Source organism: Methanosarcina sediminis, assembly GCF_052056915.1.
Classification (GTDB): domain Archaea; phylum Halobacteriota; class Methanosarcinia; order Methanosarcinales; family Methanosarcinaceae; genus MTP4.
Genome location: NZ_CP195119.1, coordinates 2498624 through 2518608 on the forward strand (window position 1 = coordinate 2498624; position 19985 = coordinate 2518608).

19 protein-coding genes are annotated in these 19985 nt (G+C 49.0%); 4 read left to right on the forward strand and 15 right to left on the reverse strand.

From position 1 onward, the window contains the following. Positions 1-16 precede the first annotated feature (16 nt). Complete coding sequence (locus tag ACSAZK_RS10765; protein WP_440954138.1) at positions 17-2311, forward strand: heavy metal translocating P-type ATPase; 2295 nt, start codon at positions 17-19, stop codon at positions 2309-2311. Positions 2312-2432: 121 nt separating this feature from the next. Next, entirely contained in the window at positions 2433-3005 is a 573-nt protein-coding gene (locus ACSAZK_RS10770; protein WP_440954139.1) for a c-type cytochrome, read from the forward strand. Between the two features lie 92 nt (positions 3006-3097). On the opposite strand, the gene ACSAZK_RS10775 is transcribed toward ACSAZK_RS10770, so the two are convergent. The 9 genes from ACSAZK_RS10775 to ACSAZK_RS10815 form a co-directional block, all read right to left on the reverse strand. Then, positions 3098-3331, reverse strand: coding sequence for a PLD nuclease N-terminal domain-containing protein (locus ACSAZK_RS10775; protein WP_440954140.1), 234 nt, complete (start codon positions 3329-3331; stop codon positions 3098-3100). A gap of 94 nt (positions 3332-3425) precedes the next feature. Beyond that, the gene (locus ACSAZK_RS10780; RefSeq protein WP_440954141.1) at positions 3426-3890 is read right to left on the reverse strand and encodes a hypothetical protein; all 465 of its coding nucleotides are present in this window, start codon (positions 3888-3890) and stop codon (positions 3426-3428) included. Between the two features lie 163 nt (positions 3891-4053). Further along, positions 4054-5472, reverse strand: a complete 1419-nt coding sequence (locus ACSAZK_RS10785) for an MFS transporter (protein ID WP_440954142.1) — start codon at positions 5470-5472, stop codon at positions 4054-4056. Positions 5473-5864: 392 nt separating this feature from the next. Then, the gene (pheS, locus tag ACSAZK_RS10790; RefSeq protein WP_440954143.1) at positions 5865-7343 is read right to left on the reverse strand and encodes a phenylalanine--tRNA ligase subunit alpha; all 1479 of its coding nucleotides are present in this window, start codon (positions 7341-7343) and stop codon (positions 5865-5867) included. 134 nt (positions 7344-7477) lie between these two features. Beyond that, positions 7478-8791, reverse strand: a complete 1314-nt coding sequence (locus ACSAZK_RS10795) for a tryptophan--tRNA ligase (protein ID WP_440954144.1) — start codon at positions 8789-8791, stop codon at positions 7478-7480. A 403-nt stretch (positions 8792-9194) separates the two neighbouring features. Then, complete coding sequence (locus ACSAZK_RS10800) at positions 9195-10448, reverse strand: radical SAM protein (protein ID WP_440954145.1); 1254 nt, start codon at positions 10446-10448, stop codon at positions 9195-9197. A 283-nt stretch (positions 10449-10731) separates the two neighbouring features. Then, the gene (locus ACSAZK_RS10805; RefSeq protein ID WP_048181927.1) at positions 10732-11340 is read right to left on the reverse strand and encodes a translation initiation factor IF-2 subunit beta; all 609 of its coding nucleotides are present in this window, start codon (positions 11338-11340) and stop codon (positions 10732-10734) included. Positions 11341-11430: 90 nt separating this feature from the next. Beyond that, positions 11431-11952, reverse strand: a complete 522-nt coding sequence (locus tag ACSAZK_RS10810; RefSeq protein WP_440954146.1) for a 50S ribosomal protein L16 — start codon at positions 11950-11952, stop codon at positions 11431-11433. A gap of 367 nt (positions 11953-12319) precedes the next feature. Continuing rightward, complete coding sequence (locus tag ACSAZK_RS10815; RefSeq protein WP_440954147.1) at positions 12320-13444, reverse strand: DUF1786 domain-containing protein; 1125 nt, start codon at positions 13442-13444, stop codon at positions 12320-12322. A gap of 136 nt (positions 13445-13580) precedes the next feature. Here ACSAZK_RS10815 and ACSAZK_RS10820 point away from each other — a divergent pair, with 136 nt between their 5' ends. Further along, positions 13581-14120, forward strand: coding sequence for a MogA/MoaB family molybdenum cofactor biosynthesis protein (locus tag ACSAZK_RS10820; RefSeq protein ID WP_440954148.1), 540 nt, complete (start codon positions 13581-13583; stop codon positions 14118-14120). On the opposite strand, the gene ACSAZK_RS10825 is transcribed toward ACSAZK_RS10820, so the two are convergent. From ACSAZK_RS10825 to ACSAZK_RS10850, 6 genes are all read right to left on the reverse strand, one after another. After that, positions 14101-14244, reverse strand: a complete 144-nt coding sequence (locus tag ACSAZK_RS10825) for a hypothetical protein (RefSeq protein WP_440954149.1) — start codon at positions 14242-14244, stop codon at positions 14101-14103. The two genes, ACSAZK_RS10820 and ACSAZK_RS10825, sit on opposite strands and share 20 nt — an antisense overlap. Beyond that, positions 14241-14531 (reverse strand): FeoA family protein, encoded by a 291-nt coding sequence (locus ACSAZK_RS10830; protein ID WP_440954150.1) that lies wholly within the window; start codon positions 14529-14531, stop codon positions 14241-14243. The genes ACSAZK_RS10825 and ACSAZK_RS10830 overlap by 4 nt, the downstream gene beginning before the upstream one ends. Continuing rightward, positions 14528-14692, reverse strand: coding sequence for a hypothetical protein (locus tag ACSAZK_RS10835; protein WP_440954151.1), 165 nt, complete (start codon positions 14690-14692; stop codon positions 14528-14530). Before ACSAZK_RS10835 ends, ACSAZK_RS10830 begins: the two co-directional genes overlap by 4 nt. Beyond that, positions 14689-16887: a ferrous iron transport protein B gene (feoB, locus tag ACSAZK_RS10840; protein WP_440954152.1), complete on the reverse strand. Its 2199-nt coding sequence runs from the start codon at positions 16885-16887 to the stop codon at positions 14689-14691. The genes ACSAZK_RS10835 and feoB overlap by 4 nt, the downstream gene beginning before the upstream one ends. A gap of 217 nt (positions 16888-17104) precedes the next feature. After that, positions 17105-17836 carry a helix-turn-helix transcriptional regulator gene (locus tag ACSAZK_RS10845; RefSeq protein WP_440954153.1) on the reverse strand — a complete coding sequence of 244 codons (732 nt, stop codon included), beginning with the start codon at positions 17834-17836 and terminating at the stop codon, positions 17105-17107. A 494-nt stretch (positions 17837-18330) separates the two neighbouring features. After that, positions 18331-19122, reverse strand: coding sequence for a helix-turn-helix transcriptional regulator (locus tag ACSAZK_RS10850; protein ID WP_440954154.1), 792 nt, complete (start codon positions 19120-19122; stop codon positions 18331-18333). Between the two features lie 371 nt (positions 19123-19493). Here ACSAZK_RS10850 and ACSAZK_RS10855 point away from each other — a divergent pair, with 371 nt between their 5' ends. After that, positions 19494-19754, forward strand: a complete 261-nt coding sequence (locus tag ACSAZK_RS10855; protein WP_440954155.1) for a YhbY family RNA-binding protein — start codon at positions 19494-19496, stop codon at positions 19752-19754. Positions 19755-19985: the final 231 nt, after the last annotated feature.

The window sequence follows — 19985 nt, forward strand, 5'->3', positions numbered from 1 at the left end:
CCAGGGGGAGATGAAGGTGGAAAACGAGATAAAGAGTTTCGGTACTGGAGAGCATGCTGCAGATGAAACGCCGCAAGAAATTAAAAAAACAGGGCAGGAAACTCAAGGAATAACAGGGAAAGCTCATAAAACGGAGCATTACGAAATAAATGTATATAGTCCTGAAGCCGAGCATGTAGATAAGCAGGAAAGCATCCACAAAGGTGGTCATGAAAAACATCATGAAGGGCATCATGAAGGTGAACACGGGACTGAACACGGAACTGAACATGAAGCCCATGGGGGTGGAAAACACGCAAGCCATCATGCCCACATGCTTGAGGACTTTAAGAAAAGGTTCTTTGTATCCCTTACCCTGACTTTCCCGATCCTGGTCCTTTCGCCTGCGATCCAGGAATTTCTGGGCTTTGAGTTCCTTTTTCCGGGTTCCAATTTCCTGCTCTTTTTGCTCTCTTCAGCGGTCTATTTCTACGGCGGTTATCCCTTCCTTAAGGGTCTCAAGGACGAACTCCTTGAGAAAAACCCCGGTATGATGACCCTGATCGCGGTTGCAATCAGTGTGGCATACTTTTACAGTTCGGCGGTGGTCTTCGGGCTTCCAGGTAAGTTCTTTTTCTGGGAACTGGTGACCCTGATCGATGTCATGCTGCTCGGGCACTGGATGGAAATGCGTTCGGTTATGGGGGCTTCAAGAGCCCTTGAGGAACTGGTAAAGATCCTGCCCTCCACCGCCCACCTGAAAAAAAACGGGGAAACCGTGGACGTTGAGGTTGACCGGCTGAAAGTCGGGGACAAAGTCCTTGTTAAGCCCGGGGAAAAAATTCCCGTTGACGGGACGGTGACCGAAGGGGCCAGCAGCGTCAATGAGGCGATGCTCACCGGGGAATCGAAACCCGTTGAAAAAAAGCTAGGGGGCGAGGTCATAGGGGGTTCCATCAACGGGGAAGCTGCTTTCGTAGTTGAGGTCAAAAAAACCGGGAAGGACACCTACCTGAACCAGGTTGTGGAACTCGTCCGGGGAGCCCAGGAAAGCAAGTCAAAAACCCAGGACCTTGCAAACAGGGCAGCTCTCTACCTCACGATTATAGCCCTGAGTGTGGGGGGCATCACCCTTGCTACCTGGCTTTTTATCGGGCAGGAATTCGTTTTTGCCCTGGAAAGGTCGGTCACGGTGATGGTTATTACCTGTCCCCATGCCCTCGGGCTTGCCATCCCGCTGGTGGTTGCGGTCTCCACGTCCCTTGCCGCAAAGTCCGGGCTCCTGATCCGGGAAAGGCAGGCTTTTGAAAGGGCAAGAAACCTGGAAGCCGTGGTTTTTGACAAGACCGGGACCCTTACCGAAGGCAGGTTCGGGGTTACGGATGTGCTTTCCTTTGCGGAGAAAGGTGAAAGTAAAATCGAGAGTAATAGTGAAGTTGGGGGCAGTAGCAAAGTTGAGGGCAGCAGTGAAGTTGAAGGAAGTGATGAAATCCTGAGGCTGGCAGCTTCCCTGGAAGCAAGTTCTGAACACCCGATTGCACAGGGAATACTGGAAAGTGCCCGGGATAAAGAACTGGACATTCCGGCTGTTGAAGCTTTCAGGTCGATCCCGGGCAAGGGAGTTGAAGGAAAAGTTGAAGGGAGGCTGCTAAAGGTTGTTAGCCCCGGATATCTGGAAGAAGCCGGGATAGAGGTTCAGTTCAGGGGCGTGGAAGAAATCGAATCCCGGGGAAAAACCGTTGTATTCCTGATTGAAGAAGAAAAAGTGCTTGGATCCCTTGGGCTTGCCGATCTGGTCAGGAAGGAGTCAAGGGATGCGATTTCAAAATTGAAAGGGATGGGCATAAAGTGCATGATGCTTACCGGAGACAACCGTTTTGTTGCCGAGTGGGTTGCTGAAGAGCTGGATCTTGATGATTATTTTGCCGAAGTGCTGCCCCATGAAAAAGCCGAGAAAATAAAAGAGGTCCAGAAGCAGTACATCACGGGCATGGTTGGAGACGGGGTCAATGATGCGCCTGCTCTTGCCCAGGCGGATGTGGGGATTGCAATTGGGGCAGGAACGGACGTTGCTATTGAGACCGCCGATATTGTCCTGGTCAAAAACAATCCCAGGGACGTTGTGGATATCATAGCACTTTCCAGGCGGACCTACTCCAAAATGTTCCAGAACCTTATCTGGGCAACGGGATACAATGTCTTTGCAATCCCCCTGGCAGCAGGCGTTCTTTACGGGTACGGGATTTTGCTCAGCCCGGCGGTCGGGGCGATTCTCATGAGCCTGAGCACGGTGATCGTGTCTGTAAATGCGGCATCGCTGAAAATGGAGTGACGGCATGGGCATCCTGATGAGTGGAAGACTATGATGAGTTATCAACTGAGTTGTTAATTGAGAGTTGGGATAAAGGGGTGATAAGATAGCTGAATCAGAGAACAAATACGGACCAATTATAGTGGTCCTCCTTGTGCTGGTAGTTATAGGGATCGGGACTCTCCTCTACCTGTTAGGGACTTCCCGGGGTCCTTTCGGTTATGGGGATTATGTTTACGGGCAGCAGACATTTAGGCCCGGAGGAGGGGGAATGATGTATCCCGGGCAGGGGGGGATGTATCCAGGAGGAGTCTACCCCACGCACCTGAAAAGCGAGTTTGAGTCAAACGGGGAAATGATCTACTATACCGGCTACAATGAAAGCGGGGATTTGATAGAAATAGAATATGGCCCCCGCTGGCTCTATGTCCACGGTGGGAGCTGCGTCAGCTGCCATGGGACTGATGGGAAAGGAGGCTTTCCGGTTATGATGGGCTTTGCAATTCCTTCGGATATCCGGTATGCGACCCTAACATCGGAAGAACACGAGGAACCGGGAGAAGAAGCGCATCCGCCTTACACGGATGAGACCATAAAAAGAGCAATTATAGAGGGTATGGAACCTTCCGGTGAGCCGCTGGACCTGACAATGCCCAGGTGGAAGCTGTCCGACGCAGATGCAGATGATGTTGTGGAGTACCTGAAAACACTTTGAGGGGCAGCTTTCTTCCCTGCCCTCAATTTTCTTAAATTTTTAGTTTTTTAATTTATTTTGGAACTTACTTTTTCGTTTCTCATTTTTCCGCTTTATCTTCCAAGTTCCTGAATCCTCTTCGGCCGCCTCATTAGATAGTAAAGAAAAGCCCCTATGATGTAGGTGAAAACAATAACTATGACCCATATCAGCCGTGTATTGCCTTCATCGGTCTCTTTTTTGAGGCAGTCGGCCAGAGTCCAGACCCAGAGGGCGAAAGAGACCAGGTACATGAGCCCGAAGCTGAGGAATAGAAAGAAAAAACCGAGGGTGACGTTTTCGAACATTTTGCAGCGTCCTTTATTTGAATAATTGTCGTCCCTGATTACAATAATTTTTATTCTTTTATTTTTCTATTCTTTTATTTTTCTATTCTTTTATTCACATTTCGCTTTCGTTCCCGTGTGTCTGGGGATATACTTTCATTCCGCTTTTGTGCAGGATGAATCCGTTGGCATCTTCTATTCTGACATCCAGTTCATATTCAGAACCCTCAACTCTCGGAAATTCAAGCACAATGGGATCTGATGCCATGACTCTTTCGTAAAGTTTTTTATCTGCACTTTCCAGAGTGTTTCCATCCTGCTTGAATTCGTAGGTAAGGTAACAGTCAATGCTTGCATTCGGGTCTCTCGGGATATAGCTGAATACGAAGTGGTCTTCATGACTCTCAGATTCGCTTACGAATGCATCGAGAGTTTCGTTTCCCCACACAGTTACTTCCTGTTCGGCATACCCGTCGTCAAGGAACTCGTCCACAGCGATGAAATTAATACCTGCCAGGATTATTCCTGCGGCGATTATTATTAGAAAGAGAGATATGAGCACTTTTGTAAGGTTATCCATATCAAGCCTCAGTGTTTTCTTTTTTACTTTTTACTTTCGTTTTTCCTCTGGTGTTTCCTTTTTAGCGTTTCTATTTACAATTCTTTGTGTTAAAAACATAAAAGTTTGTCTAAAACTACGAACTATTTTGAACTTATTGCAGGTTCAAAGTTGTCTTCCGGGTTTAAGCTCCGAGGCTCTTTTCAAATCCCCTCAACCTGAAATTGAGCAAAAATACGAAATACATGATCAGGGCCGCAATCAAAAAGGAAGTTCCTTCGAGCATTTCGTATAAAAGCCCTCCCAGGATCAAGCCCGTGATACTGGCAAGGCCTCCGAAACTGCTTGCAAAACCCTGCACTGTTCCCTGGTACTGCCTTCCTGCAAGTTTTGAAATCATGGAGAGGAAAGAGGGCCACATGAGCCCGTCCCCCAGGGCAAAAAATCCGGCTGCCAGGTAGGTCAGGAAAAGGTTTCCGGGGATCAGCAGCAGAAAATTCGTGCCCAGCATCAGGCTTCCGAAGATTATGAGGGTGGCGTCGGAATATCTCTTCGAAGCCCTGGAAAGCACAGGGCCCTGCACAAACACCAGCAGGGCGCTGAGGACCGTAAAATAGACCCCCATCTCCGCAATGTCCCAGTCCAGGACTGCAATCGCGTGCAGGGGAAATGCTGTGTAGAAGAGGTTGAAGCCGAGAAAGATCAGGAAGTAAAGCCCCATCATGTAAGGGATGTGAGGAAGCCCGAGGACTTCCCTGAAACCCGGTTTTTTTACTTTCCGGGCGGTTCCGCATTCCTTTATCTGGTAGCCGAAGGCCTTTCTTACGCTTTTTGTCCTTTCACTCTTCGGTTCCCCCGGGCCGGCAAGGGAACATTCCCTGGATTCCGGGACGTAGAAGACTATCAGCAGGGTTCCGATTACTGAAATGATTACGGCTCCCAGCACCGGCATTATTTCCCCATACATTGTAACGCTCAAAAGCCCTGCGAGGGCAGGACCTACGATGAAGCCCAGATTACTGGAAATGGACATCTTCCCGAAGTTCCGGTTCCGGTCCTTCTCCTCGGTTACGTCTGCCAGGTAGGCATTTGCAACCGAGACGTTTCCCCCCGTAAGCCCGTCAAAAGCCCGGGCAAGAAAAAGCACTGCAAGGGGAAGGGTTAAGACAAAAGCCCCGAGAATTTCCGATTCCACTTCCAGAAGGGCGGTAAGCGGCAAGAAGAGGGCGGCGAGGAAGATGATCCAGGAAAGCAGGGTCCCGAGCTGGCTCAAAAGCAGGACTTTTTTCCGGCCGTAGATGTCGGACCACCTGCCAAGGATCGGAGCTCCTATCAGCTGGAAGGCAGGGTACATGGAGCTTACCAGCCCGTAGATAAAGGCGTTTCCCCCGAGCCTTTCCACGAGAAATACGAGGAATGGAAGGACGATGCTGAAGCCCAGCGTCCCTATGAAGTTGACTGTCAGGAGAGGAAGGAGGGATACTTTTTCTTTGGCAGGAGTTTCTGGATCGTTTTCAGATTCCTCTCCTCTATCTTCTTCCAAAATGGGCTCCAGAACCTTTTCCTGCGTGTCCTCAGAAATCTTCCCCTTTTTCCCGCTCATCAGCTAATATTTCTCGGTTTCCCCAGATAATAGTTTACCCGGAAGGCAATTTACTCCTCGGCCATCTGGATGTTCTTTTTGATTATTCGAATACTCTTCTTCAGTCATCTGGCTGTACTTTTTGGTTATCCAAATGCCTTTTTCAGTCATTGGAGTATACTTTTTAGTTATTCAAATATTCTTCTGGGAAAGGCCGGTCTCAGGCGACCGGTGAGATTGCCGGTACCTGAAAAGCAGGTCAAAAAAGGTTTCAAGGGTTAACTGAAGGATAGATTACAGATGTTTTGTCGGCATTTCAAAAAAGAAAAGTTTGCCTGCTATAAGGGGCAGGCGAGTTTGATTTGAACTTTGTTTTGGGCCTGGAGCCTGTTTTTAAATCCTGCAGACTATTTTCAGATCCTGCATACTTCGCTCTTCCTGAGCCAGTCGATGTCGGACTGGTAGAGAAGCCGCAGGTCTTTGAGTCCCAGTTTCAGCATGGCGACCCTGCTGACCCCGAGCCCCCAGGCAAGCACGGGTTCCTTGATCCCGAAGGGCTCCGTAACTTCTTTCCTGAAGACGCCGGCGCCTCCGAGTTCAACCCAGCCGAGGCCGTCCACGTAGACTTCGGGCTCGACACTGGGTTCGGTGTAGGGGAAATAGCCGGGGCGGAAGCGGACTTCTTCGAAGCCCATCCTGTGGTAGAATTCGGCAAGCAGGCCCAGGAGGTCGGCAAAGGACATGTCCTTGTCCATGACCACGCCTTCGAGCTGTTCGAACTCGGGGGTGTGAGTTGGGTCGATGGTCTCCCTGCGGTAGGCCCGGTCGATGCAGAAGGCTTTCACAGGGGGTTCGGGGTTATCTGCCAGGTACTTGATGGTTACTGCGGTCGTGTGGGTCCTGAGCACGTTCTTCTTAGGAAGCTCCCTATCCCATTTTCCCTTCCAGCCGCAGGAGTCGATATTTCCACCGCATTCGTGCATTTCCCCTACCTTATCGGCATATTCGGAAGGGAGAGGGGTCTTGCTTCCAAGGTGGAATGTGTCCTGCATGTCCCTGGCCGGGTGGTCCTGAGGCTGGAAGAGGGCATCGAAGTTCCAGAAGGAGCTCTGGATTACATCTCCCTTGATCTCGGTAAAGCCCATTTCCAGGAAGATCTGCCGCATCTGTTCAATCAGGCGGCGGTAGGGGTGGACCTTGGCCCCGTAGAGGGGTTTCGGTTTTATGTCAAGCCTGTAAGGTCTGAATTTCTTGCCTTTCCAGGCCCCGCTCTTGAGTAAGTCGGATGTGATCTGGGCGATTTCCTCTTCCAGGACAAGGCCCTCTGCAGCAAGGGCGCTTCCGGTATCCGTGATTGCAACGGTCCGGAACTTTTCTTCGTGCTTTGTGACAAGTTTCCTCTTGAGGAGGTCTTTTACTACTTTTGCATCGGCCGAGAGTTCCCCAAGGGTTTTTGCTTCGCCTCCGAAGGCTGCAAGGATGGCTTCGTCTTTTCCGGCAGGAGCTTCCCCTGAGGGAACCATCACGCCTTCTTCGATCTTTGCCCAGCCCTTCCTAACAAGCCAGCCTGTTGCAATTCCCACCATCTTCGGGGAAAAGCGGCTCTTTAACTCGTCAAGAGGGGTCGGGCCTTCGAGGGAGTCGACTATCTGGCGTTCCGGAAGCCCGGTTTCGACGTAAGTCTCTCCTTCTCCGGTAAGGGCATAGCGCTCGAGCACTTTTTCGGAAACGGATGCAAGTCCCTTTTCCTCGAGCAGGAAGGCCGCCTGCATTGCCGCATCTACCTGCAGCCCTGATTTTTCTTCCAGTTCCCCGGGAGCAGCGGACCCGAGTTCCTGGAGGGCAAGCAAGACCTTTTTCTCGTTGATTGTGAGATTGTCCTGGGCACTCATACTTTGATCACATCCTGGTATAATCCTGATAAATTTTGAGTCTAAATCCTTAGTGTAAATCCTGATAAATTTTGAGTCTAAATCCTTTGTATAATTTCCTGACTATAAGTCCTGATATGTACAATCCATCAGTTTTATTTTTTATACATTATCCTGTACTCGTCGAGTTGTTCGCGAGCAAGTTCCCGCTTTTCCTGGTGGTCTTTGAGGAAGTCGTGCATGAGTTCGGAAGCCAGCTGTTTGCAAGAGCCGCACATCCGCGTTCCTGAGACGCATTCTTCCCGGATTTCCAGCAGCTCTTTGTCGTCTTCGAGGAGGTGGAAGAGCATCAGTTCGAAGACCGAGCACTCGTCGGGTTTCCCGCCCAGTTTTTTCTGCTCTTCGAGGGTCACGCAGCCGCCGGTCTTTGCCCGCTTGACCTTTTTTGCCCCGTCTTTTGGGGCGTCCGTAAGCGCGATATGGCTGTCCGGGATGCTGCTCGACATCTTTCCGCCCTGCAGCCCGCTCATGAAACGGTGGTAGGTGGAAGCCGGGGGTAAAAAGGCATAGCCTCCGAATTCAAGGGCTACGTCCCGGACGATTTCCTCAAGCCCTGCACGGTCGGAAAATTCGAGCACGTCAACGTGCGCTTCATAGAGTTTGACCTTTCCAGGGATGCGTTTCTTTAGCTCTTTCAGGGTTTCTTTTGAAGCGGCTTTTCCCCGGACGCTCAGGTATGGCCTGCCGGTCTTACTGTCTTCCCGCTCCTCAATCCTGAACATGTTCATCTTGCCTGCCAGACCCCTGGTAAGCCTGAGGTGGGGGTCCTGGTCCGGGCCCACGGGTACGACCACGGGTTTAGGGCCTCCAAAATCTTCGAGCTCGGGCTGGAGGATGTCTGCCGCCTGGGTTGCCACGCTGAGCATGTGGGAGAGGTTTGTTTCCCCTGAAAAACCGTAGATTGCGCTCAGTTCCGAAAAATTGACCTTTGAGCCGAGTTCGAATGCCAGGTCCTTGACACTTTCGCACCCGGACTGGAAGTAGATAAGGCCGTCAGGCTTGAATCCGAGGGCGATCAGGCTCAGGATATATTCTTCGACCCCTATATCCCTGCACTTCTGCCAGGAAAAACCGCGCACGGAATACGCTTCCCTGTCCGCGATCCCGACAAAGGCATCTGCGCCCTGTTCCTGGTGCCAGACTATCTGGTCCATGACCATCTTGTGTCCCAGGTGGACCTTGCCCGAGGGCATAAAGCCGTCCATGACCGAAAATGGGGCACCTGTCCGCATGGCCTGTGCAATCTGTTCGTAGTCGCGGTGCCCGAAGATGACTTTTCTCCGCATATACATGTGCGGGGAAGGGATTTCCGGAAGCACGGTCTCGAAGGGGGAAATCCCGAATTCTTCGAATAACTTGGAATAGTCAGTAATGTCGTTTGAACTCCAGGGGTCAAGTTTCGTATCCATAAAGTCCCTCAGTAGATGCTGGTTTCCTGAATCAGTTGCCTCAGGGCAGCCAGCTTTTTCTTGCTGAATCTTAATTAGTTTATTTCTTCTGAATTTCAATTAGGATGTAAATTCATGTTTCAATTGAAACGCTCTTTAAAAATACCTGCTCATATGTAAATGTTTATCTCCGGATAACCTGGCACCGGAATACACATTGGAAACGAAGCTCCTGCCTCAAGGAAGGAAAATCCATATGAACCCGGTAAATTCTGATAAATTCGGATGAACCCGGTAAATTCTGATAAATTCGGATGAACCCGGTAAATTCTGATAAATTCGGATGAACCCGGTAAAGTCGGAGGGTATCGGAAGCACAAAGACTCTTTTAAAAAAAGGATAGTCGGGCAGTCCCCGAAAACGTTTAACGCCTGTAAACTTTTTCAAACTCATAAGGAAGTTTTGCTCCGGCAGGGATCCTGTCCACAAATTCCAGGAATTCCGGGTCGTGCATGGGGCTTAAGTTCTTTTGCCTCTGGAAATAAGGGTAGCTCCTGATCCTCTGCCAGATGTCTTTCAAAGGTTCTTCTTTGACGTTTCCGAACTTAAATGGAGGGTACGGACTCGGCTTTACATCTCCGTCTGCAGTGACATGCATCCAGCGCCTGCCTGCCATGGCACCCAGCATTTGCCCCTCAAAGTAGGTGTTTGCAAACATCCGGGGACCTTTCGGGCTGGCATTGATCCGCTCGTACATCTCAAGGATGGCTCTCCTGTTCTCGTCGGCGATAAGGGGTTTTTCTCCTGCATTTTCTCCGGCTTTCGGCATGGCTTCCCAGATTGAGAACTCCTGCACCCCGAGGTCCGATGCAAGGGCATAGAGGGCCGGAAGCTCCTGCATGTTTGAGGGAGAAGCGTGCGTTGTCATGGCGACCATGAGTTCGGTGTCAAGAGCCGTTTTGATGGCCGATACTGCCCTTTCGTACGCCCCACTGGCTTTCCTGGTAGCGTCGTGTTTTGCCGGGTCCGTGGAGTAGACCCCAACCATCAGGGCGTGGAGCCCGGCATCTTTTAGGCGGCGGGCGGTTTCTTTTGAAAAGTCTGTTCCCCAGGTGGAACTGTTCACGATTGCGCGTTTTTTGTCCACGTACTCGATAAGCTCGAAGACCTCTTCCCTGAGCAGGGGGTCGTTTTCCGTAAACGTGATGATGAACGTGCCAAGGTCAAGGGCTTCATCGATCACTCTTTTGAGGGTCCCGATATCCAGTTCGTCCGCATTAGTTCCCGGGGGATACCTTGCGCTGTTCTGGCGGGTCAGCTCGATGGAAACGGTTTCCGGGATGTATTTTCCGATAGCGATCTGCATCTCGGCATAGAGCAGCCTTTTGAATGCAGGGCCAGGAATCGGGGGCAGCCAGGCTGAGGCGATTACGTGGTCTTCCCTGACAAGAGCGGGCTTTTCCTCTCGCAGGCGAGAGTTGATCTTCTTGAGGATAGGGGAACATGCGGCTTTCAGGGTCCCGCTGGCAGTAAGTTCCAGGAAATCTCCTCTGAGAGGGTTCTTTGCATGTTGAAGGTTGACCCGGAGCCCGGGGACCGAGAGGATTTCAATGGATTTTCCATTGGCAGGAATTTCCACTCCACTAATTTCCTCTGTGTTGTTTTTCTCAGGAGTCATTTTTAATCACAAATCCTGATCTGGCAGGCCTGGTGTTTTTCTCCTACCGGATATTTTGTGTAGAATCTGAAATTTGTGTAGAATCTTAAATCAATCTCGTTAAAATCAATCTCGTTAAAATCAATCTCTTTTAAAAATAAAATTAAGGTGCTTAAGTCTAATCCCCGGATTTAAAAACCAGCCGGATTTCAAGAATCTAAAAAGAAGGTTTTGCGAGAACTTTCCGTAGTCCGGTTGCCCGGAAATCTCTTTCCCGGAAGTTCCCGTAAAGAAATGCTAAACCTCAAGCCCTCTCGGAGAAGGCGAGGTTTCCGCTGATTTTCTTGATCTTTACCTTGACCACATCGCCTTTTGAGGCACCGGGTACGAAAATTGTGTACCTGTCCACCTTTGCGATCCCGTCGCCTTTGGAACCCACTGCATCGATCCTGAATTCGTAGACTCCCCCTTCCTCGATTGCTTCCCTTACTTCGGTCTGGGTAATCTTTCTCTTTTTGACAGGCCTGTGGGCACCGCATGCGGAACACTTCAGGATGAGTACCCGGTCCACCCGGACGAGCTGGGTGTCAGGACGTCCGCATTCCGAGCACATGACGTACTCGTCCACGTAAGCCTGGATGTTATCCGCAAGCTGGGTCCTTGTGAACCTGCCCTGGAAGACTGCACGGGAGCCTTCGATCTTTCCTGCGGTTCCCAGTTCCCTTGTAAGGTATTTCATCAGGTGGTCAGGGTCCCGGTTCAGGATATCGGCAATGTTTCCAAAGTTGTCCAGAATCGTGGCTTTACCTTCGGAAAAGGTTCTAGGTTCGGGGATTACGAATCGAGCGTCGGTGGTCTCGATATCCGGTAACTTGGCAATCGCACGGTCCAGGAGCTCTTCGTAATCATACATGTTTATACTTCCTTATCTGTTTGCAGTTTTCAACTGCTCCTTCGGTCATTTGAAATTCCATTTTCGGGTGCTTTATAACCTGAAATTCGCTTACTGGATCAGCTCGGCGCCCTTGTCGACGACGATCCTGACAGGAGTCGGAAGTTTCTGGCCTGCGTGCCAGAGTGCGTCTTTTGCGGCCTCGAAGTTTTCCTTCTCCACAGCCACGGTGAAGATCTTCTGCATGGAACTTACCCTTGCTGCGGTCCCGACGTTCTTCCCGTAGGCCCCGCGCATTCCACTGGACACACGGTCAGCACCAGCGCCTGTTGCCTGCTTGTTTTCCCTGAGTACTTCGTGGGGGTAAACCCGGAGCTTCATGTAGTAACCCAGCCTTCCGACTGCTGAGACCAGGTGCCTGTTTGCAGTGATACGGGCTGCTTCAAGGGCAGTGTGCCTGATCTGGCATTTCTCTTCTGAGATCAGGGAAATCCTTACCGGGAAATCGGGGTTGGATTTGTTTCCCATGTCGTAGTGAATAACCTGACTTCCGGGGACACCGCCCATGTACTTTCTTCTGGTAAAGGAGCGCTGCTTTACGTTCCTGTACATACTTGCTGGCTTTCTTACCATTAGCTTAAATCTCCTGAAAGATGATGATTTTGATTGTAATTGATTCTAATTTTAATTGATTTTGATTGTAATTTTTTGCAACGGAATAGTTTGCAATTGCTACAATTAGGATTATTTGTATAATGCCTGCAAAGAACCGTCCGGCGTAGAGCGCGCACATATGGGATGCGCATACAGGCATGGAAAGATGTGCATATAGAGATACTTTCCTGTATTTACATTTATCTGTAACCGGTTCTCCGGCCGGTCATGTCAGGAAGTTTCCTTTTCGCCCTTTGTTTTCCCGGTCCCTGCAGGGGGTTCCGGGCCTGACATTTGCCCCTGAATTTTTATATATTCCGGGCTTAGGTGACTTACTCCCTAGTACTTAGGGGTTTATAAGTTTTATTGATGTTTCCGGATATTTCTCAAAAAATCCTGCAAGTAACCCGAAACAGCCCGAGAGCATCATGCTCCCGAAAGGTGCTGCAAAATGCAGTTTTTCCAAAATCTCCGGCCGGATTTCTTTTTCGGAAAGTTTTTCGAGCATTCCTCTTTTAGGCCCTGTGACCACGACCGAACGGACGCTGGCAAATCCCGTAGCCTCCTTTATGTACGCTCCGTGTCCCCCGTCCTCAAAGACCTCGTCAAACCCCAGGCTCCCATCGGCAAGCCTGATGATGTAGTCCTGTAATTTTTCAGGGTCCATGCGGGAACTGTGGTGCTCGAAAAGCGCAGTGATCCTGTTCTCACACACGAGGGCTCCGAGCGTGTGCCCGTTTCCGATGTTCACAACAATTGAGGGCTGCCTGGCTACAGGGTCCGTGAGTGCCCCGAAAATGGCAGCAGGCCCGGTGTCCATGAATACCGCCTTAATTTCCGGGGAGGTCCCTGTGTTTTTCAAGAGGGAGTCAGCCTGGGCTTTCATGCGGGTGAAGGCTGGTGGGATTTCCTCTGCCATGTACACGAAGCGCTCAAGTTCCCCTCCCTTTTCGATGAATTCCCTGAACAGTTCAAAGCGGTACACCCTGTTACTTTTATCAGGGGCGTTCCCGTGGTCCTGCACTGCCACTGCGAGTTTTTCCGGAACCGTAACCCCGAAGCCTGACAGGGCTTTCGAGACCGCTTCAGGATCAAAATCCCGCATGACGATTTCTACAGCACTCCCGGAGGCGGTGAGTTTTTTTGCCTCCTCTTCGGAAACTATCCGGACCCCGAAAGCTTTCACTTTCTCAAGGTTGTCGTGGATCGTCAGGGCAGCCCTCTCTGTTGCATATACCAGAAAACCTGCCTGCAGGTGAGCCTTTACAGCCCTTCCCGAAGGCCCTCCGCCCATGATGGTCCCGGTAAATACTATGTCCTTTCCGGTTTGCGTTGCTTCCATAACTTTTTCCGCAATGACCTGTGTCGGGGAGGGCATGACCATGAGCAGGCTGTTTTCCATCTCTTTTTCGGAATCGAAAAGCAGGATGTCCTGCGTTCCCGTTCCTATGTCCGCTGCAAGTATACGCATACCTGAGCAATGGGGCTGATAAATTATTAAAGTATAGGGCGCATAAGCGGGATAAACCGAAATAAAGAGAAGATTTGCCACTCCTGGAAAAAAGGAGTTTGACACAAAGGAATTTGATATGGAGGCCTGGATTCTAATGAAAGAATCAACACCCGAAATTCACAAAAAAGATACAGGAAAATCTTATTCTTTCGCAATAATCACGATTTCGACTTCAAGAGCTGAAAAATTCGGAGACGTTGGGTCCCCTGAAGAGGCTGAAGACCTCTCCGGAAAGGTCATGAGGGAAATCCTGACTTCCAGCGGTCATGCTGTGGCTTTCTACAGGCTGGTCCCGGATGAGGAAAACGCGATCTTAGAAGCCGTGACCTCCGCCCTGTCCAGTCCCGCGGAAATCATTATCACCAGCGGGGGCACGGGCCTGACTTCGGGAGACGTGACAATCGAATCCGTAGCACCCCTTTTCGAAAAAGATATCCCGGGTTTCGGGGAACTTTTCCGGTACAAAAGCCTCGAAGAGATCGGGACTGCAGTTATCCTTACCCGGGCAGCTGCAGGGGTTATCCGGGGAAAAGCGGTCTTCTGCCTCCCGGGTTCTCCCAATGCCGTGAAACTGGCCCTCTCCGAGATCATTGTTCCCGAAGCCGGGCATATCGTCAGGCATGTGGGAGAATAATTTTTCTGCCCTTTCTTTCTCCTTCTTTTCTCCCTTCTTTTCTTCTTCCTTTTTCCCTTCTTTTCTTCTTTCTTTCCCCTTCTTTTCTTCTTTCTTTCCCCTTCTTTTCTTTTTTTCGTTTCAACAGCTTACAAAAATATGGTCCGCTATTTCCCTGTCCACGGCGTACCGGGTCTGGTCTACCTCAAAGAGGAAAGAGGGCTTGCGCCGGAGCAGAGTCACGGGCATTCCTGGCAGGACTCCCATTGCCATCAGTTTTTGCAAAATTCCCGGATTTTTCGTTTCCAGGTGGGAGATTTTGCCTCTTATTTTAGGTTCCATTGAGGAGAGAGGGGTGTTTTCGGTATTTATCCGGACAGCTTCTTTAGGGGAAGCTTCTTTGGGGGAAAGAGGTACGCTTTTCATTTTCATTTGAACAGACTCCTTATGAATTTTATTACCTTTGTTTCTTTGACAAGTTCATACCCGCAGCTGGGGCAGCACTCCTTGTTGCAGCTGTGAAGTTTCCCGCAGCCGGTACATTTCGTTTCTCTGGCTTTTGAAAACTCGTAGCCGCAGAGAGGGCAGTTCAAAGGACAACCCCCAGGGCATCGAGCAGGGTGCTGACAATAAAGCCGACAAGGAAGGCCGAAGGGAAGATGAAGCCCGAGATTGCAAGAGCTGTTTTCAGCCCCCGCTCTTTTACGGTCATCATGAATTGGGCAATGCAGGGCATGAAAAGGGTCAGGGTGACTGCCGCCACCACAAGCTGCACACCTGTTAGTAATCCCGAATCATGCATCCCGTAGAGCCCGGCTGCCCCGAAATCCCGCCTGAAAAAGCCGAAAAGGAAGACCGTTGCTGCGTCAGCGGGCAGGCCGATCCATTGTGTGGGATATTCCATGGCTTTTAGGGCAAGTTCAAAGAGCCCGGTAAGCCTGCCGATCCAGATCAGGACGCTTGCCAGGACAAATAGGGGCAGGACTTCAAGGAAGTACCAGTGCATCCTGGAGTAGGTCTTAACGGCTATGTTAGATATCCTGGGTCTCCTGAGAGGGGGGAGCTCGAGGATGAAAGTGGGATTTCTTCCAGGCAGGACTTTTGCAGCCAGGTAACCTATGAAGAGAAACTCCAGAATGATCACGCCTGCCCAGATCAGCAGTCCGTTTGGGTTTCCGGAGAGGATTGAGAGGATGATCCCGAGCTGGGCCGAGCAGGGGATTGCCAGGGCAAGCAGGACGGTTGAAATTAGTTTCTCCCTTCTGGTTTCCAGGGTCCGCGTGACCATCGTGGCCATGGTGGAACAGCCAAAGCCCAGGACCATGGGGATCACCGCCCTTCCACTGAGTCCTATTTTCTTGAATGTGCCGTCCACGAGGAGGGCCAGCCGCGGGAGGTATCCCGTGTCTTCAATAATTGAAAACACAAGGAAAAAAGCCCCCACGATCGGAAGGATGAGGGCAATTGCATAGGTCACTGCCTGGGTAATGATTCCGTATTCCCCCACAAAGAGGTCCTGCAGCAGGGGGTAGGGCACAAGTGCGGTGAACTGGGCGCTTACCCAGGGGTTTATGTGGGCACCAAATGCCGTATTTTCCAGGAAGTCAACCACGGTTCCGGCCGCAAAGACCCCGACGAAACGGTAGAACCCGAAGTACAGGATCAGGAAAAGCACCGGGATGCCAAGGACCGGGTTGGTGAGTATGCTATCAATGTTCTCGGCAAGAGCGATTTTTTTTGCCCCGACTTTTGCTCTCCTTGCCGCAGATTCGGACTTTTCCTCCCCTTTATTCGATCTCCCAGCTTTATCTTCAAGGGCTCCATTACTTTCTTTTCCTTTTCCTTCTTCTCTTTCTCCTTCTCCACCTCCTTCCCCTTCTTCTTTCCCCGAACCCTCATCAAACATGACCTGTTCCACAATCTCGTTTATGTAGGTCTGGCGCTGGAGGGCGATCAGGTATGTTAGCGGGAAATCTGCCTGCTTTGAGGCTTCTTCTGCAAGGGCCTGAAATCCGAAACATCCTCTTTCTTCGAATCCCTTCTCTCCGCATCCATTTTCTTTTCCGTTCTCCTTTACTTTTTCGAAGGCTGTCCTGTCTCCCTGGAGCAGCAGCAGTCCCAGAGCCTTTCCGTATATCCCGGAATACCCTTCCCCTTCCAGTCTTTTTTCAATTTCCTCAAGGTATGGGTCAATGTTTTTTCCGTACTCTATTTTCGGCACGTTTTCGGAAGGTTTGAAATCCGCAATTTCGGTTTTAAGCTCCTCAATGCCTCTCCCTTCACTGGATACCGTACCGATCACGGGGACTCCGAGTATCCGGCTGAGTTTTGTCCTGTCAATTTCAATCCCCCTATCTTCTGCCTCATCCATCATGTTCAGGACCAGGATCAGGGGGAGCCCGGCTTCGAGAAGCTGCACTGTCAAGGGAAGCATGCGCCTTAGGTTTCGGGCGTCCACCACATGGAGGCATACATAGGGTTTTTCCCCTAAGAGCATCCGCTGCGAGACTCGCTCTTCTTCGCTTATGGGATGCAGGGAATACATTCCAGGGGTATCGATAATTTCATACTCCCCGTTTCCTATCCCCCCCTTCCCCCGGGTGATTTCCACGGATGTGCCAGGGTAGTTGGAGACCACGGCGTAACTTTCGGAAAGGGAGTTGAAGAGGCTACTTTTTCCCACGTTCGGGTTTCCGACCAGGACGATTTTCGGGAGTGCGTTTCCCGGTTCACATCCTGCGTTCCGGCAGCAGCAATCTTTTTTAGGACATATCAATGGTAGTTTCATGATTCTCCTTCATTATTTAGGTCAGCCTAACTTTTGTTTCTATCCGGATTTAGGGCAACCTAATATTTAAGATTGGCGCTGTTAATACTATCTATTAAAAACTTGAAAAAACAGTCTCAATTGCAGGGAACATGGCTTTCAGGATAGTTCCATTAATACGTCTAAAAAAAGAATCATCCGGCTACTCTACATCTCTCAGATTTTCTTACATGTTTTCTTACAGGGTTTTGACCTCGCTTGCAATTTCCATATAATATCTGAAGAGTTCCTCTCCCCATTTTATGGCACCGGGTTCAAAGCTTATTATGTACTGGCGGTCGAATCTTCCGCTTTCGTTGAACAGTCCCAGGATCATTATTTTGTCCGATACTGCAATTAATGCGGGGCTTTCGATCTCATTTTTGTCATATTTAAAAACTCTGGCGTGTCCCGTTTTCAGAAATTCTTCCACCTCTTTTTTGAAATCCTCTGCAAATCTTGAGTGCACGGATTCGTTCAGGACAACGGAGAGTTCAATCCCTTTTTCGGTGAGGTACTTGAAAAAAGAAGGAAGTTGGGGGTGGAAATAGGAAAGGAACATGTAGAGACTGTTTGAGTTTGAAACTTGCTTCACGAATTCGGGGTTCAGTTCAAAAGCATGACTCAGGTCGGGCTCGATCAGGGAGTAGTTCCCTATCTCATTAATTCTTCTCAAGAGATGAGCCGGGATTGGGGCGAGCTTTCTATCTGTCCAGAATTCTTCATTCTTTTCGAACACATTAAGAGTATTCAGGAGAGGCTGCATCTTTTCGACGATAATCTCACCCACATTTGTAAGGTGGTAAATCCCCTCTTCCTGAATTACCAGGTTCTGCTCCTTCAATTTCTTTATCTGGGGGAGCAGGGATGTCCTGGGTACATCCGGAAGCTCTTTCAGGATTTCATCAATATTTCTGGGTCCCTCTTTCAAGAGTAGCAGAAATACTTTTCTTTTCTCGGAAAATAAGATCAGATCAAGTAGACCGGGGTTCATTTCAGGTCGCCAGCAGGGTTTTCGAGCTTATTTTAAGTTTTTAGTGGATTTAAAATAGGTATTTGCATGCCGGGGTTCCTGCATGCACTATCTATTTTACAGATATTTAATGTATATCATAAAGATTTCGAAATCTTTTGAAACAAGTTTCTCTTGAGGTGGCCTGGGCAACGTTCTGGAAATGTATGTAAAGTGGTATATATATGATGTAGATACTATGTATATTGGCCAGTGTTAGGCAACATTAGGCAAGTCCCCTGAAAATGTATGTAAGCTGCCATATGTGCCGGGTACGACGTGCCAGGATGTCAGTCATCTGAAAAAATATCGGCTATTCAAGATTTTGAGTGGGTCGATGAGTGGGTCGATGAGTGGGACGATTTAAGCCCGTTTTTTGTCTCTTTTTGTTTTTTATTTTTTTTCATATCTTTTTATATGTTCTCAAGTTTGCCGGATATTTTTGCGTAATATGAAAAAAGGTCTTTTCCCCACTGCAGGGCTTCAGGTTTGGAATTTATTATATACTGGCGGTCAAACCTGCTGTTCCTGTCAAATAACCCGAGAAACATTACTTTGTCCGAAGCAGCTATTACTGCAGGTGTCTCAATTTCTTCGTCATTAAAAAGGAAGATACTTGTGTTTTCTTTTTCCAGTATTTGTGCGGTTTCGTCCTGGAAATCTTTTTCAAGTCTTTCAAGGACCGGTTTGTTTATGATAAGGGAAAGTTCAATGTCCTTTTTTGCAAGGTTCAGGAAAAATTCTGGAATCTGAGGATGGAAGAATGAAAAAAACATAACAGCTCGGTTTGAATTTGAGATATTCTCTACAAATTCCGGGATCAGTTCGAAGGCATGCCCCAGATCGGGTTCAATCAGTCGATAGTCTCCAATTTCTTCTATTCTATTTAATAAGGGAGAAGGGATGGTATCAAGTTTTCTTCTCATCCAGAATTCCGTATCTTTCTCGAATACTCTGATGGTATTCAGGAGAGGGTGGATCTTTTCAACGATTATTTTTCCCTGCAGGGAAAGGGAGTATTTGTTTTCTTCCTGTACTATCAGGTTCTGTTCTTTCAGTTTTTTTATCTGGGGGAGCAATGATGTCCGTCTGACCTCTATTTTTTCAAGAGCTTCGTCGACGCTTTTCGGGCCTTCTTTCAACAGGAGAAGAAATTCCGTTCTTTTGTCTGACAGGAAAATAAGATCAAGAAGCCAGGATTTCATACTTTCTCCTCCTCCAGAGTTTCTACACTGATTCAGGACAACCATACACAAACACTATAGACAAACACTATAGACAAACACTATAGGCGAACACTATAGACAAACACTATACACGAAGTCTACACTAATATATAATCTTGAATATGTTTGATAAATGTTTCTAATATGTTCTACTGTAAAACTGCTGTCCATTATCCGGAACCTGAATGAGTTCCTGTTCAAATGAGCAGGGGTTCAATAACCCATGGGTTTATCGGGAAAACGTTGATATAGAGGCTGAGATGAGAACAGAGAAAATCTCTGAGTTGAGGGCAGAATTAACTCAGAGTAACAGTAATTCTTTTCATCATTAATAACTGAGAGGAAGGGCAATGGAGAAAGACAAGCTATACAAACTGAAAGCTGAAGCCAGCAAACTTTCCCCGATTATCAATATCGGAAAGAACGGAGTAACCGACTCTGTAGTCGAGGAACTGAAGAAACACATAAAGGCTAACAGACTTGTGAAACTAAAAGTGCTCAAAAGTGCGGAATCCGAAAAAGACCTTAAAGACATAGCTGAAGAACTGGCGGAGCGCAGCCATTCCACGCTTATTGAGGTGCGCGGCAGGACTGTTGTGCTTTACAGGTAACTATCCCGAAAATGGGTTCGGGGCAGTGCAGGCGGTAGCAAGTTAATGGCCGTAAGTTAATGGCCGTAAACCCGAAAGTATGAAATCTGGCGATATGATGAGGTTTTGTAGACCCTGATGGTTTTGTAGACCCTGATGGTTTTGTAGACCCTGATGGTTTTGTAGGCCCTTATTCAGGGTTTTGTATTTTCCGGGTAGACCCTTCTTATGTTGCTTGTGCGGAGAGCCCCG